Genomic DNA, 14,511 nt, shown 5'->3' on the forward strand with positions numbered 1-14,511 from the left:
TGTCCTGTGGGATCAGGCTGGTGTCCAGGGCTCGAACTTTCGAATGATGGTCCGCTGACCACCCGAGTGCCACGCTAGCCACATGGACCGGACAGCACGGCACCCGATCAGGAGCGTCCACTCGACCGAGGGCGGCAGGCCATGACCACGTTCCTCCACGCGCTCCGCGCGGAAGCAATCAAGTTCACCTCACTGCGTTCATCGCGGATCGCGAGTCTCGCAACCGTCGCGGTCGTGATCGGTGCCGCCTACGGCGTCACCGCGCTGACGCACCAGGCGATGCTCTCGGGGGATGTCACCGCTGCTGGCGGACTCGAACCTCAGTCGGCGTTCCTCATGGTGCTGCACTACGGACAGATCGGGGCGGTCTTCCTGGGGGCGAGTGTCTTCGCGCAGGAGCGCGACAACGGTGTCGTCGCCTCCTCGCTGCTCGCCGTCCCAGACCGGCGCAGCTTCTTCCTCGCGAAGGCCCTCTCCGCGCTCGCGTTCGGCGTCGCGGTCGCCCTTCCCGCCGTCCTGGGAAGCTATGCCGCCCGCTGCGCTGTCCTCGACTGCCGCGCGGTCGGCAGCCTGACGAGCCTTCCCGGTGGAGACCTCCGCCTGCTCGCGGGGTACATCGTCTACTGGTCGCTCATCAGCCTGCTCTCGTTCCTGATCTCGTCGGCGTTCCGCAGCGGCATCGTCGGGCTCACCGCCATGCTGGCGCTCACGCTCGCCATCTCGCCGTACCTGCTCGAGTTCACCTCGGCCGCCAGGTTCCTGCCCGACCAGGCGGGCGCTCAACTGCTGCTCCAGGACGCTCCGCTTGCCGGGGACCTGGGGCCGATGCTCGGGCTTCTCGTGCTGCTGAGCTGGATCGGCGTCTTCGCCGTCGCTGGATTTCTCTCGGTCCGCTCCTGGGCCGTCAACCATGCAGAAAAGGGGGTGGGTTCATGATCGAAGTCGAGAACCTGACAAAGATCTACGGGAAGCGGACTGCCATTGAGTCCGTGACCTTCGAAGCCAGAGCAGGCAGGGTGACGGGGCTGCTCGGCCCGAACGGAGCGGGCAAGTCGACGACGATGCGCATCCTGCTCGGCCTCGACCGAGCGACGTCCGGGCGCGCGTCGGTGCTCGGCTCCGAGTACCGAAGCCTGCGGCGTCCCCTGACCCGCGTCGGCGCGCAGTTCGACGGGTCGGGTGCCCATCGCGGACGCACGGCGAGAGCGCACCTCCGATGGATGGCGGCGAGCAACGGGATCTCGCCCACGCGCATCCCGGAGACGCTGCAGCTCGTCGGGCTGTCGGACGTCGCTGACCGCCGCGTCGGGACCTTCTCTCTGGGCATGGGGCAGCGTCTGGGCATCGCGGCCGCGCTCCTCGGGGACCCGGAGGTCGTGATCCTTGACGAGCCGATGAACGGGCTCGACCCGGAGGGCATTCGCTGGATACGGGATCTTGCGCGCTCGCTGGCGGGTTCCGGCCGCACGGTGCTCATCTCGTCGCACCTCATGGGGGAGATGCAGTCCATGGCTGACGACCTCGTCGTGATGGCGCGCGGAACGGTCATCAGGGCGGGGGCGGCGACGAGCCTGGTCGCGGAGTACGACAGCCTCGAGCACGCGTACTTCGCCTGGACGCAGGGTTGCGCCGAGCATGTTGCGGGTGGTGCCGCGTGAAGATGGCGCTGGCGTCAGAGTCCTCGAAGCTCTTCACTCTCAGAGCGGTCCTCATCACGCTGGCCGTGAGCTTCGTCGTGCCGGTCCTGATGGCCGCAGTCACCGCCCCCTCGGTTGGCGAGGGGCTGCGCGTCGACGACCCGATGCTCGCCGCCGGGACGACGCCGGAGGTCGTCGGCCTCGAATGGATCGCGCTCGGGCAGATCGGCGTCATCATCGTGGGGGTGCTCGCGGGAAGCGGTGAGTTCTCCGGCGGACAGATCCAGACCTCGCTCGTCGCGGTGCCGAACCGGTTCAGGCTCGTCCTCGCGAAGGTCTCGGTCCTCGCCGTCACCGTGACGTTGCTCGGAGCGGTGACGATCCCGCTGCTCAGCATCTGCAGTCAGCTCGGTCTCGGATCGCTCAGTGTGCTCAGCGACGGCGTGCCCGTCTCGCTCCTGGTGCGCTGGCTGGGCGGAGTCGTCTACTGGACGGGTATCGCGCTGATCGGGTTCAGCTTCGCGGTCCTGGTCCGCCAGGCCCTGGTGCCGTTGCTCGTGCTCATCGCGGTCTCGCAGATCTCGCTTGTCCTGGTCTTCCTGACGCCGTGGGCGAAGTTCCTGCCCACGATCGCCGGCGCGCAGCTGTTCGATGCTGCCGCCGTGACCGCAGCGAACCCGGCGGCAGCGCTCGACCCTGGGAGCGCCTACGCGGTGTTCCTCCTCGCGGTCGTGGCACTGGTCTGCTGCGCAGCCGTCGCGTTCTGCCGACGGGACGTGCGTGCATGACGCTCTTGCGGGATGGATGCGGGTCGGCGGGTCTTTGCGGGGCTGCCCTGGCGCATCCAACACGCAAGTTGGACAGCGCTGGTGTGAGGGGCGGGACGTGTGGCTGATCAGTGCCCGAGGTTCGCTTTGAGCACGGAGATGGCGACGCCGATGAGGGCGAGGCCGACGCCGGCGGCGAAGGTGCGGAACGAGGGCCGCTCGCCGCGGATGCGCTGCACCGTGAAGCCCATCGCAGCGAGCCGCACGATGATCACGATCTCCGCGACGAGCTGCGCCGTCTCGCCGTCGATGACGCCGAGTGCGGCCACTCCGAGGATCGCGGCCGGGATGGACGCAGCCGACGCGATCGGCACCGCATCCCGCAGCTCGTGCAGGAACTCGATGTGCGCCGTGCGCTCGCGGCGGTCGCCGACCTCGGCCCTCGTGGAGTGGCCCACCGCATCGGCGATGAGGTGCGCGAGGAGCGTCGTGCCCCCGGTCGCGAGGACCACGATGGCACCTTCGCCGGGATTCTCGCCCGCGTGCACGAGCCCGAGGAGCGTCGCGAGGATGATGATGTTGCCGTACACGTAGGCCGTGAGGCGGCTGGCGGCGCGCGCACGCGGCAGATCGTCCTTGCGGCGCAGGATCGCGGTGGTCATGACGACAGACGCTAGCCCGGCTGCGGCCTAAACTGGGGGAGCCGCGACCGCCGTCGGCAGGAAAGGACGCCTCGTGTCGGAACGTGCAGCGCCAGAGAAGCTCGACATCGCCGTCATCGCGGGCGACGGGATCGGCCCGGAGGTCACCGCCCAGGCGCAGCGCGCGCTTCGGGCTGCGCTGCCGGCAGGCGTCGAGCTCACGCTCACCGAGTACCCGTTCGGCGCGGCCCGCTACCTCGAGACCGGCGAGATCATCTCAGACGCGGAGCTGCACGCGCTCGCGCAGCACGACGGCATCCTCCTCGGCGCCGTCGGCGGCGACCCAGCCGACGAGCGACTGGCCGGGGGCATCATCGAGCGTGGCCTGCTGCTGAAGCTGCGCTTCGCGTTCGACCACTACATCAACCTGCGCCCTGGCGCGATCTCGCCCGGCGTGAAGACCCCGCTGAGCGACCCCGGCGAGGTCGATTTCGTCGTCGTGCGCGAGGGCACCGAGGGGCCGTATGTCGGCAACGGCGGCGTCGTCCGCGTCGGCACCCCGCAGGAGATCGCGACCGAGGTCTCCGTGAACACGGCCTACGGCGTCGAGCGCACCGTGCGGTACGCGTTCGAGAAGGCCAAGTCCCGCCCCCGCAAGCACCTCACGCTCGTGCACAAGAAGAACGTGCTCGTCAACGCCGGCGTGCTCTGGCAGCGCGTCGTCGACCGGGTCTCCACCGACTACCCTGACGTCGCCGTCGAGTACCTGCACGTCGACGCTGCTACGATTTTCTTCGTCACGAACCCATCGCGATTCGACGTGATCGTCACCGATAACCTGTTCGGCGACATCGTGACCGACCTTGCCGCAGCCATCACCGGCGGCATCGGGCTGGCGGCCTCGGGCAACATCAATCCCGAAGGCGAATTCCCCAGCATGTTCGAGCCAGTCCACGGCTCGGCACCAGACATCGCGGGCCTCGGCAAAGCCGACCCGACGGCGGCGATCCTCTCCGTCGTTCTGCTGCTCGAGCACTTCGGACTCATCGACGCAGCCGCAGCCCTCGAGGCAGCCTGCCGCGCCGACCTCGCGTCGCGAGGCGGGGCATCCAGGAGCACGTCCGAGATCGGCGACGCCATCATCTCCCGACTGACCGCGCAAGGAACCAACGCATGAGCGACACCAGCAGCACCCAGCCAGGCACGACGACGCAGGCCGCACGCACCGCGGGCGCGTCCCTCGAGTTCTCGGTCGAGCGAAACCCGGCTCCCGCATCCGCCGAGGTGCGGGAGGCGGTGCTCGCCGACCCCGGGTTCGGCAAGCACTTCACCGACCACATGGTGATCATCGACTGGACGGTCGCCGACGGCTGGCACGACGCCCGCGTCGTGCCGTACGGCCCGCTGCAGGTCGACCCATCCTCGGCGGTGTTCCACTACGGCCAGGAGATCTTCGAGGGCCTCAAGGCGTACCGCCACGGCGGGGGAGAGGTCTTCGGGTTCCGGCCAGAGCGCAACGCGCAGCGCCTGCAGAACTCGGCGAAGCGGCTCGCGCTGCCGGAGCTGCCCGAGGAGCTCTTCCTCGAATCGGTGCGCCAGCTCGTGCAGATCGACGAGCAGTGGGTTCCGGCGGCCGGCGAGGGCAAGACCCTCTACCTGCGCCCGTTCATGATCGCGTTCGAGAACTTCCTCGGCGTGCGTGCGGCGCAGACGGTGCGCTACATGGTCATCGCCTGCCCGGCTGGCTCGTACTTCTCCGACCCCACGCGCCCCGTCGACATCTGGCTCTCGCAGGAGTACTCGCGCGCGGGTGCCGGCGGCACGGGTGCGGCGAAGTGCGGCGGCAACTACGCGTCGTCGCTGCTCCCGCAGGAGGAGGCGTACGCGAACGGATGCGAGCAGGTGCTGTTCCTCGACTCCTCCGAGAACAGGTACCTCGAGGAGCTCGGCGGCATGAACATCGTGCTCATCAAGTCCGACGGCACGATCCTGACCCCGCTGAGCGACTCCATCCTCCCCGGCATCACACGCGACAGCGTGCTGGAGCTGTGCGAGCGGGCCGGTCGCAGGATCGAGCACCGGCGCATCACGATCGACGAGTGGCGCGAGGGCGTCGCCGACGGGTCGATCGTCGAGGCCTTCGCGTGCGGCACCGCGGCCGTCATCTCGCCGATCGGCAAGGTCAAGTCGCCCGATTTCACGATCGAGAACCCGGCGCTCACGGAGGACTCGGTGAGCATGCGCATCCGCGCCGAGCTGACGGGTATCCAGAACGGCGAGCTGCCCGACCTCATGGGCTGGACGCAGCGCCTGGCGTAGCTGCGGCATTCGCATGGTCTATGGGTGGGCTGCCCGCAAGGGCGCCGAGTTTCAGGAGCGGACCATGGCTGCGCCGTCGAGGCGCGGCTTCGTGCTGCTGGCGGTCCTCGAATTCGTCCTGGCGATCGCGTTCGCGGTGTTCCTCGCGCTCGCAGAGTTCTGGCTGGGACCCGTCGTGCTCGTGGTCGCCGCCCTCGCCGGGTGGGCGACCACGAGGTACCTCGTGCACGTCCCGGCCTGGCTGCGGCGGGTGGTCGTGATCGTGGCGGTGCTCGGGATGTTGGCGCTCGGCGTGTTCGCGAGTCCGGTCGCCGCGATGGGGCTGGTCGCGCTCTTCGCGTACTCCGGGGGCTGGTTCCTGACGTTCGCCGTGGCACCGTCGCGCGCGGTCCGCTGGCGAGAGGTGACGCAGCGCCGCCGTTAGCTCTTGTAGTGCAGGGCCATATAGGAGCCGCGGAGCAGCTGCACCTCCAGCACGAGCTGACGGAAGGTCCACGCGCGAGGCGGACGGCACGTGATGAGCGACATGGGGCCGTCCCGCAGGTCGAGCAGTTCGACGCCCTCGACCTTCAGCGCGGTCTCGGGGCGGGCGCGCGCGAGCAGGCCCCGCACGCCGTCCTCGTCCATGTCGGCGTCTCGGGGTGCGTCGAACTCGAACGTGAGCTCGTGGATGTCGACGAACAGCGAGTCGGTGTCGTCGAGCTCGTCGCGGCGGCCGTCCTCGCGCTGCTCCTCGCGATACACGTAGCCGAGCACGTCGTCACCGGCGGGCATCGTCACGATGAGGCCAGCGGGTGGCCGCAGCTGCGGGCGCAGGGAGCGGCAGACGTGCGCGAAGGCGAGGTCCTCCACCTCCAGGACGTCGACGGTGACGTCGACGGCGTCGTCTCGTTCGATCTCGACGCCGTTCGGGAGGGTCACGGAGGTGCGCATGCGCCAAGTCTGGCAGAGCGGACGGCCCGCAGCGTCCGCTCGGGCAGCTCAGTCGCGCATCCCGCCGCTCGGGCTGAGGCGCCTGGCCGCGCCCGCGAGCCACAGCTGCACACCCTCGGCCATGACGCGGGGGTCGAGGCCCGTGATGCTCGCGATCTGGTCGAGTCGGTAGCGCACGGTGTTGCGATGCGTGCCGAGCTCCTCCGCGACCTGCGCGATCTGGCCGGAGTGCGCGAAATACGCGTCGAGGGTCGCGAGGAGAGTGGAGCCGTGCTCGGTGTCGTGCGTCTCGAGCGGGCCGAGCACCTCAGCGGCCAGCTCGAGCACGGGCACGTCGCGGCTCGCGAGGAGCAGCGACGAGATGGAGAGGCGGGCCGACGTGGCGACGTCCACGTCCTGCGGGGCATTCCGCAGCGCATCCCGGGCCTCGAAGTAGCTCCAGCGCAGCGCGAGCGACGGCGGGTAGAGGTCGCCGATGCCCACTCGTGCCGCGATGCCCGCCGAGCGCGCGAGGCCGATGAGCGCCTCAGCCGCCGCGGGCATTCGGGTCCGCTCGGGCGCGATCACGACGAGGCGGCCATCGAACACCGCGGAGACCGACGACTGCAGCTCGGCGGGCAACGGGAGCGCGGTGAGTTCCGCCGTGCGCCGATCGTCGGTCTCGGCGACGAGCACGCGCGCGGCCTGCCCCGTCGCGACGCCGAGCGCGGTCAGCCGCCGCTCGGCGTCCTCGACCGCGAACTTCCCCTGCACGAGGTCGTGCAGCACGAGACCCGACGCGTCGCGGGCCGCCCGCACGCGGCGCGCGTCCTGCATGAGCTGCAGGCTCAGGAGGGAGCGCGCGTAGTTCACGAGCCCCTCGTTGACACGCGGGCTCGTGATGTGGAGCGTCGCGCCGGCCGACTGTCCCGTGGAGATGGGGAGCGCGTCCCAGCCGCTCACGGCCTCATCCTGCACGTCGAGGCTGCCCGCCAGGAGCTCGCCGAGACGCGTCACGGCGACGTGCGATCTGGTGAGCCGCCCGAGGCGCGCGGCGAGCCCGGCGACGCCGCCATCGGAGAGCAGCGCGGTGACGAGCTGCTGCTGCTGCCGATGCTCGCCCTCGAGGCGCGAGTGCTGCGCGTCGGTGCTCGCCTGCGTGACGACCTTGGTGAGGGCCGCGAACGGCGTCTCGTAGGCCACCTCGAACAGGGGGAGTCCGGCCTGCTCGGCCGCGGCGACGAGGGCTTCCGGCACGCTCTCGTGCGTGAAGCCGGTGCCGACGCCGAGCGCCACGGTGTCGGCCGCGACGAGCGAGTCCACGAACGAGCGGTACGCGCGCGTGCCGCGCAGGCGCATCCCCGTCGTCAGCACCAGCTGGCCTCCCGTGAGGAACGGCTGCGGGTTGAGCAGCTCGGTCGTCGCGACCCACTCGATGCCCGTCCGCCTCGTCCCGGGGGCTCCGGTGAGCAGGGTCAGGCCGAGGGAGCGGTCCGCGAGAAGCGTGTCGACGGTGGCAAGCATGCCCCGATTGTAGGCACGCCTAGACGGATGCACAGCAGCCGTGGGACGCGTCGTGCGCGTGCCCATTCATCGCTGAGGGGAGAACCGCGTAGCCTTCAAGCCATACCAAGAGGTCGAACCCCGAGGAAGGGAAGCATCGTGACGGAGTTCCGCATTGCCCAGGAGCGCAAGCTCGAAGGCGCCATTCCAGGCCCCAAGTCGCAGGCCCTGACTGCGCGTCGTGAGGCGAGCGTCTCCGCGTCGCTCGTCCCCGCAGTCCCCGTGTACGCGGCTGACGTCGATGGCGCCATCATCCGCGACGTCGACGGCAACCAGTTCGTCGACTTCGGCGCGGGCATCGCCGTCACCAACGTCGGCGCCTCGCACCCCCGCGTCGTCGCCGCCGTGCAGGAAGCCGCGTCGCACTTCACGCACACCGCCTTCGGCATCACCCCGTACGAGGGCTACGTCGCCGTCGCCGAGAAGCTCATCGAGATCACGCCGGGCGACCACGCCAAGAAGGCCGTGCTCCTCAACTCCGGCGCCGAAGCCGTCGAGAACGCGGTCAAGATCGCCCGCCACTCGACCGGCCGCAACGCCGTCATCGCGTTCGACCACTCCTTCCACGGCCGCACGAACCTCACGATGGCCCTCACCGCGAAGAACATCCCGTACAAGGACGGCTTCGGGCCCTTCGCGCCAGAGGTCTACCGCGCGCCCATGAGCTACCCGTACCGTGACGGCCTGACCGGCGCCGAGGCGGCAGCCCGCACGATCGACGTCATCGAGAAGCAGGTCGGCGGCAACAACGTCGCGGCCATCATCATCGAGCCCATCCAGGGCGAAGGTGGCTTCATCGTCCCAGCCGAGGGCTTCCTCCCCGCGCTCGTCGAGTGGGCGAAGGCCAACGGCGTCGTCTTCATCGCCGACGAGGTGCAGGCCGGCATGTGCCGCACCGGCGCCTGGTTCGCGTCCGAGCACGAGGAGATCGTGCCCGACCTCGTCACTATCGCGAAGGGCGTCGCGGGCGGCATGCCGCTCTCGGCCGTCGTCGGCCGCGCCGAGATCATGGACAGCGTGCACGTCGGCGGACTCGGCGGCACCTACACGGGCAACCCCGTCGCCACGGCCGCCGCGCTCGCCACGATCAGCATCATGGAGGACGAGCAGCTCGCTGCCCGCGCCCTCGAGATCGAGACCATCGTCAAGACGCGCTTCGAGGCGCTCAGCGCCGAGCTCGGCGAGAACACGATCATCGGTGAGGTCCGCGGACGCGGCGCCATGCTGGCGTTCGAGTTCGTCGAGGCCGGCACGGCGACGACCACGAAGAAGCCGCACCCGGCGGCCGTGAAGGCGATCGTCGCTGACGCGCTCAGCCAGGGCGTCGTGCTCCTCTCGTGCGGCACCTACGGCAACGTCGTGCGCCTCCTCCCGCCGCTCACCATCACGGACGAGCTGCTGAACGACGGCCTCGACGTGCTCGAAGCCGCCATCCGCGCGCAGGCGTAGCCCGCTCGCGCCCGCCACGGGCGCGCACCAGACCGCCGGGAAGCCCCGGCACCAGAATCTCGACGCCCCGGCACATTCCGCGCCGCCGGGGCGTCGAGGTGTCTCCGCGGGCATCCGCGCCGCGCCCGCGCCCGCGCTCGCCGCCGCGCTCGCCGCCGCGCCCGCGCCCGCCGCCGCGCCCGCGCCCCCGCATCCCGCCGAGCGGGCTGCAAACATGGGGCTCATGCTGGTTCGTTTCGAGACGAGCCTGCATTTTCCATATGTCTGCGCCGGGGCTGGGCACCAGGACGGATTCAGCGCGACGGTTCGGAACGGGCGGGGCGCGGTGGCCGGAACTGATCAGTGGGTCGTCGTCTCGAGGCCGGCCGCGGCGCCGAGGCCTCGGATGAGTGCCTCCAGGCCGCGTTCGAAGGCCTGCTCGCGCAGCTCGCGGGGTGGATGTGCGGCGACGGCCGCCGCGAGCGTTGGCGCCGCATCCGCCTGGTCGCCGAGGTCGAAGATGTCGATCGGGGCGTTGAGGTCGTACGCGGATCCGTAGATGAACGACTCGATGGCGACGATCGCCGGCATGATGCTCGCGTCGGGCCAGCCGGCGCGGCGGAGGCCTGCGGCAACGCTCTCGTACATCGCGAGGGTCTCGGTCGCACCTGCCACGGGCATCTTCGCGATCGCCTCGACGAGCGAGTCGTGCTCCTTCATGACGAGCCGGTAGCTGCGCGCCCACGCGGCCAGGGCCAGGTCCCATGGCTCGGTCTCGAAGGCGGAGGCGTCGACGGCGGCCATGAGGCGGTCCTCGATCCAGCGGAGGATCTGCCGCTTCGAGTGCGCGTGGTTGTAGAGCGCGGCGGGGGTCACATCGAGCGCCTTGGCGAGCTTCGCCATGGTCAGGGCGTCGTAGCCGTCGTGGCTCGCGACCCGCATGGCGGCGTCGGTGATGCGCTTCTGCGTCAGGATGCGCGTGCGGGGTCGCCCGGCACGCCGCTGTCCATCGGACTCGACATGTTCGCTGGTGCTCACTGGCCCTCCCGTCTCCCGACCATATCGCCTCGCAAATGCTCCTTGTCCGAGGGCGCGGTGTCGACTAACGTAAATTAATCCTGTTCATTTGGATGGCACGGTCACGAACCCGGTCGCCATCCTGACTCACTTCGACGGCGAAGCCAGGGCGCTTGGGGCTGTCACAACGGAAAGAGCGGAAATGCAGACCATCGAACGCGACGTCGTCATCATCGGAGCGGGCCCATCCGGACTCACGGCGGCACGCCGCCTCACCCAGGCGGGCAAGACCGTCGCCGTCCTCGAAGCGCGAGACCGCGTCGGCGGGCGCACGTGGAGCAACATCATCGACGGCCAGTTCTTCGAGATCGGCGGCCAGTGGGTGTCGCCGGACCAGACGGCACTCCTCGCGCTTCTCGAAGAGCTCGGCAAGGACACCTTCTCGCGCTACCGCGAGGGCAAGTCCGTCTACATCAGCCCCAAGGGCGAGCGCACCGTCTACGAGGGTGACACCTTCCCCGTCAGCGAGCACACGGCCGCCGAGATGGACCGCATGATCGCGATCCTCGACGGCCTCGCCGCCGAGATCGGCCCCCACGAGCCCTGGGCGCACGCCAAGGCCCGCGAGCTCGACACCATCTCCTTCCACCACTGGCTGCGTCAGCAGTCCGACGACGAGGAAGCCTGCAACAACATCGGGCTCTTCGTCGCGGGCGGCATGCTCACCAAGCCGGCCTTCGCGTTCTCCGCCCTGCAGGCGGTGCTCATGGCCGCATCCGCCGGCTCGTTCTCGAACCTCGTCGACGAGAGCTTCATCCTCGACAAGCGCGTCGTCGGGGGCATGCAGTCGGTCAGCCAGCAGATGGCCGCGGAACTCGGCGACGACGTCGTGTTCCTGAACAACCCCGTGCGCTTCCTCCACTGGGACGACAACGGCGCAGGCAAGGCCGCCCCGGTGACGGCCATCGCCGACCACATCACCGTGAAGGCCCAGCACGCCATCATGGCCGTGCCGCCGAACCTCTACTCGCGCGTCTCGTTCGTGCCCGCGCTGCCTCGCCAGCAGATGATCGTGCACCAGCACATCTCCATGGGCCTCGTCATCAAGGTGCACGCCACCTACGCGACGCCGTTCTGGCGGGAAGAGGGCCTCAGCGGCACCGCCTTCGGCGCCGGCCACCTCGTGCAGGAGGTCTACGACAACACCAACCACGAAGACGAGCGCGGCACGCTCGTCGGGTTCATCACCGACGAGGCGGCCGAAGCCATGTGGGCGCTCGGCGAGGAGGAGCGCAAGGCGGCCGTGCTCGGGGCCGTCGCCGAATTCCTCGGCCAGAAGGCACTCGAGCCCGAGGTGTTCTACCTCTCCGACTTCGGCGCGGAGGAGTGGACGCGAGGCGCGTACGCCACCAGCTACGACCTCGGTGGCCTCGCCCGCTGGGGCGCCATCCAGCACGACCCGGTCGGCCCCATCTTCTGGTCGAGCTCCGACCTCGCGGCAGAGGGCTACCAGCACGTTGACGGGGCAGTGCGGATGGGCGAAGCTACGGCGAAGCGCATCCTCGAGTCCTGAGCGCCCACGGCACGTGAAATCGGACGACACCCGAAGAACTGGAGAGGCAGCATGACGCAGCGTTTCGTAGTGGGCTACATCGCGAGCGACCGAGGGCATGACGCTCTCGCCCTCGCCTCCTTCCTCGCCAAAGGCACGGACACGGAGCTCATCATCGCGATGATCACCCCGGAGACGTCGCCGTACAGCGGCACGCACCCGCTGCCGCTCGACGATGCGGACAGCATCATCGGCAAGCAGATCGACACGTGGATGAGCGAAGCGCTCGCCCAGGTGCCCGAGGGTATCCAGGCGACGGGCGTCGTCCGCAGCGCCTCGGGCGAGGCGCAGGGCCTCATGGATGTCGCCTCGGAGTTCGGTGCGGTCGCCATCGTCATCGGGGCGGCCACGACGGCGCTCCTGCGCCAGTTCACGGTCGGGACCGTCGCATCCACGCTCCTGCACGCCTCGCCGCTGCCGGTGGCGCTCGCGCCAGCTGGCTTCGCGGAGGAGGGCCCAGTCACGCGCATCACGACCCTCTTCGGGACGCGCTCCGGCGCGGCCGCGCTCATCGGCACGTCCGTCGAGAGCGCGCTCCAGCGCGACGTGCAGCTGCGTCTCCTCTCGCTCGTGCAGCTCGACCGCGTTCCGCCGAGCCAGGTGCAGGAGGTCGAGGAGTTCGTGCGCGAGTTCGGCGGCGCCGTGCTCGCGGGCCGTGCGGAGGCGCTGCTCGAATCAGGGAAGGCGACCGTCGAGACCGTCGAGGGCGAGAACCTCGAGGCCGCGCTGGAGAAGGCGAACTGGAGTGCGGGCGACGTGGCGTTCGTCGGCTCCAGCCGACTCGCGCAGGGAGGCCGCATCTTCCTCGGCGCCCGCGCGCAGCGACTGCTGCGGGTGCTGACGGTGCCGGTCATCGTCGTGCCACGCGCGGTGCTCCCCGCCGAGGCGCCCAAGCCCGCCCCCGGTGCCGAATCCACTGAGACAGGAACAGGGCGATGACGAAGACAGCAGACAGCACGGAGCGGGGCGGGCTCAGCTCCAAGGGCCTCTCCGCCGGCAAGGTGGGCGTCATCGGCGCCACCATCATCGGCATCTCGTGCATCGCCCCGGCCTACACGCTGACCTCGGGCCTCGGCCCAACCATCGCGCAGGTCGGCGTGCAGACGCCCGCGATCCTCTTCATCGGCTTCATCCCGATGGTGCTCGTGGTCTTCGGCTACCGCGAGCTGAACTCGGCGATGCCCGACTCCGGCACGACCTTCACGTGGGCGTCGCGCGCGTTCGGCCCGTGGATCGGGTGGATGGGCGGATGGGGGCTCATCGCGGCAACCGTCCTGGTGCTCTCGAACCTCGCCGCCGTCGCCGTCGACTTCCTCTTCATCCTGCTGGCGCAGGTCTTCCAGAATCCGGAGCTCGCCGACCTCACGCGGGTGCTGTGGATCAACATCCCCGTCACGGTCCTCTTCACGGCGCTCGCCGCGTGGATCTCGTACCGGGGAGTCGAGGCGACCGAGAAGATCCAGGTCGGGCTCGTCGCGTTCCAGCTCATCGCGCTCGCCTGGTTCATCATCGCCGCGTTCATGCACCTGAGCAACAACACGGCCTTCGACCCGACGCCCGTCGAGCTGTCCTGGTTCAACCCCTTCGAGCTCGGTGACATGTCGTTGGTCGCCGCCGGCGTCTCGCTGTCGATCTTCCTCTTCTGGGGCTGGGACACGGTCATCACGATGAACGAGGAGGCGAAGGACCCGAAGAAGACCCCGGGCCGCGCCGCCATGCTCACGATCATCATCATCATGGTGATCTACCTGCTCACGACGCTCGCCGTGCTCGTCTTCGCGGGCATCGGCACCGAGGGTCTCGGGGCGGGGAACCCGGACAACCAGGAGAGCATCTTCGCGGCGCTCGCTGGCCCGGTCATGGGGCCGTTCGCGCTGCTCATGTCGCTCGCCATCCTCTCGTCGTCGGCGGCGTCGCTGCAGTCGACGATGGTCTCCCCGTCGCGCACGATCCTCGCGATGGGGCACTACGGGGCGCTGCCGAAGCGGTTCGCGGACGTCAGCCCTCGCTTCAAGTCGCCGTCGGTCGCGACCCTGGCCTCGGCCATCGCCGCCGTCGTCTTCTACGTCGTCATGAGGCTGCTGTCCGAGAACGCGCTGTGGGACACGATCGCGGCCCTCGGCCTCATGATCTGCTTCTACTACGGCGTCACGGGCCTCGCCTGCGTCTGGTACTTCAGGCACAGCCTCTTCGCCTCCGCACGGAACTTCTTCTTCCGGTTCCTGTTCCCGCTGCTCGGCGGCATCGTGCTGCTCTACTTCTTCTACGAGACAGCAGTCGCATCGCTCTCGCCGTCGTTCGGCTCCGGCTCGGCGCTCTTCGCGACGAGCTACGACGCGGACGGCATCGCCCAGGACGGCATCGGCCTCGTGTTCGTGCTCGGCATCGGCGTGCTGCTGCTCGGCGTCGTCATCATGGTCGTGCAGTACTTCCGCAACCCCGGATTCTTCCGCGGCGAGACGATCCAGATCGGCAACGACCGCGACACGCAGTCGATCGAGGTGCTGAAGGACTAGCGCTCGGGCGCTCTCGCCCTGCCCGCGCCGGGCCTGACACAGAAACTGGAGTTGCGCATCCCGGCCAGATGATCGGATGCGCAACCCCAGTTTCTGCGT

General features: G+C 69.5%; 14 protein-coding genes. 10 read left to right on the plus strand and 4 right to left on the minus strand.

Features of this window, described 5'->3' with window-relative positions:
- The first annotated feature begins 141 nt into the window (after positions 1-141).
- From HDC34_RS12490 to HDC34_RS12500, 3 genes are read left to right on the plus strand one after another with little or no spacing between them, the layout of a single operon-like run.
- Positions 142-936 carry a hypothetical protein gene (locus HDC34_RS12490; RefSeq protein WP_179557223.1) on the plus strand — a complete coding sequence of 265 codons (795 nt, stop codon included), beginning with the start codon at positions 142-144 and terminating at the stop codon, positions 934-936.
- Entirely contained in the window at positions 933-1,658 is a 726-nt protein-coding gene (locus HDC34_RS12495; protein ID WP_179557224.1) for an ABC transporter ATP-binding protein, read from the plus strand. Before HDC34_RS12490 ends, HDC34_RS12495 begins: the two co-directional genes overlap by 4 nt.
- Positions 1,655-2,425 (plus strand): ABC transporter permease, encoded by a 771-nt coding sequence (locus HDC34_RS12500; protein ID WP_179557225.1) that lies wholly within the window; start codon positions 1,655-1,657, stop codon positions 2,423-2,425. Before HDC34_RS12495 ends, HDC34_RS12500 begins: the two co-directional genes overlap by 4 nt.
- Positions 2,426-2,532: 107 nt before the next feature.
- Here HDC34_RS12500 and HDC34_RS12505 read toward each other — a convergent pair whose 3' ends face one another.
- A complete protein-coding gene (locus HDC34_RS12505; RefSeq protein WP_179557226.1) occupies positions 2,533-3,066 on the minus strand; it encodes a hypothetical protein in 534 nt (177 codons plus the stop codon).
- A gap of 73 nt (positions 3,067-3,139) precedes the next feature.
- On the opposite strand from HDC34_RS12505, the gene HDC34_RS12510 reads away from it, so the two are divergent.
- The 3 genes from HDC34_RS12510 to HDC34_RS12520 all read left to right on the plus strand — a co-directional run bounded on the left by HDC34_RS12510 (position 3,140) and on the right by HDC34_RS12520 (position 5,788).
- Entirely contained in the window at positions 3,140-4,222 is a 1,083-nt protein-coding gene (locus tag HDC34_RS12510; protein WP_179557227.1) for a 3-isopropylmalate dehydrogenase, read from the plus strand.
- The gene (locus tag HDC34_RS12515; protein WP_179557228.1) at positions 4,219-5,364 is read left to right on the plus strand and encodes a branched-chain amino acid aminotransferase; all 1,146 of its coding nucleotides are present in this window, start codon (positions 4,219-4,221) and stop codon (positions 5,362-5,364) included. The genes HDC34_RS12510 and HDC34_RS12515 overlap by 4 nt, the downstream gene beginning before the upstream one ends.
- 64 nt (positions 5,365-5,428) lie before the next feature.
- On the plus strand, positions 5,429-5,788 hold the full coding sequence (locus HDC34_RS12520) for a hypothetical protein (protein ID WP_104311105.1): 360 nt from the start codon (positions 5,429-5,431) through the stop codon (positions 5,786-5,788).
- On the opposite strand, the gene HDC34_RS12525 is transcribed toward HDC34_RS12520, so the two are convergent.
- Positions 5,785-6,297: a hypothetical protein gene (locus HDC34_RS12525; protein ID WP_179557229.1), complete on the minus strand. Its 513-nt coding sequence runs from the start codon at positions 6,295-6,297 to the stop codon at positions 5,785-5,787. The genes HDC34_RS12520 and HDC34_RS12525 overlap by 4 nt on opposite strands.
- Before the next feature lie 48 nt (positions 6,298-6,345).
- Complete coding sequence (locus HDC34_RS12530) at positions 6,346-7,800, minus strand: PucR family transcriptional regulator (RefSeq protein WP_179557230.1); 1,455 nt, start codon at positions 7,798-7,800, stop codon at positions 6,346-6,348.
- A 138-nt stretch (positions 7,801-7,938) separates the two neighbouring features.
- Here HDC34_RS12530 and gabT point away from each other — a divergent pair, with 138 nt between their 5' ends.
- Entirely contained in the window at positions 7,939-9,288 is a 1,350-nt protein-coding gene (gene gabT, locus HDC34_RS12535) for a 4-aminobutyrate--2-oxoglutarate transaminase (RefSeq protein ID WP_258067985.1), read from the plus strand.
- A gap of 339 nt (positions 9,289-9,627) precedes the next feature.
- Here gabT and HDC34_RS12540 read toward each other — a convergent pair whose 3' ends face one another.
- Positions 9,628-10,305: a TetR/AcrR family transcriptional regulator gene (locus HDC34_RS12540; RefSeq protein ID WP_308807340.1), complete on the minus strand. Its 678-nt coding sequence runs from the start codon at positions 10,303-10,305 to the stop codon at positions 9,628-9,630.
- Positions 10,306-10,486: 181 nt separating this feature from the next.
- Here HDC34_RS12540 and HDC34_RS12545 point away from each other — a divergent pair, with 181 nt between their 5' ends.
- The 3 genes from HDC34_RS12545 to HDC34_RS12555 are packed head-to-tail and all read left to right on the plus strand — an operon-like array spanning position 10,487 to position 14,412.
- Positions 10,487-11,857: an NAD(P)/FAD-dependent oxidoreductase gene (locus tag HDC34_RS12545; protein WP_179557231.1), complete on the plus strand. Its 1,371-nt coding sequence runs from the start codon at positions 10,487-10,489 to the stop codon at positions 11,855-11,857.
- A gap of 51 nt (positions 11,858-11,908) precedes the next feature.
- Positions 11,909-12,835: a universal stress protein gene (locus HDC34_RS12550; RefSeq protein ID WP_179557232.1), complete on the plus strand. Its 927-nt coding sequence runs from the start codon at positions 11,909-11,911 to the stop codon at positions 12,833-12,835.
- A complete protein-coding gene (locus tag HDC34_RS12555; RefSeq protein ID WP_104311112.1) occupies positions 12,832-14,412 on the plus strand; it encodes an APC family permease in 1,581 nt (526 codons plus the stop codon). Before HDC34_RS12550 ends, HDC34_RS12555 begins: the two co-directional genes overlap by 4 nt.
- Positions 14,413-14,511 lie beyond the last annotated feature (99 nt).

Source organism: Pseudoclavibacter sp. JAI123 (genome assembly GCF_013409665.1).
GTDB lineage: Bacteria > Actinomycetota > Actinomycetes > Actinomycetales > Microbacteriaceae > Pseudoclavibacter.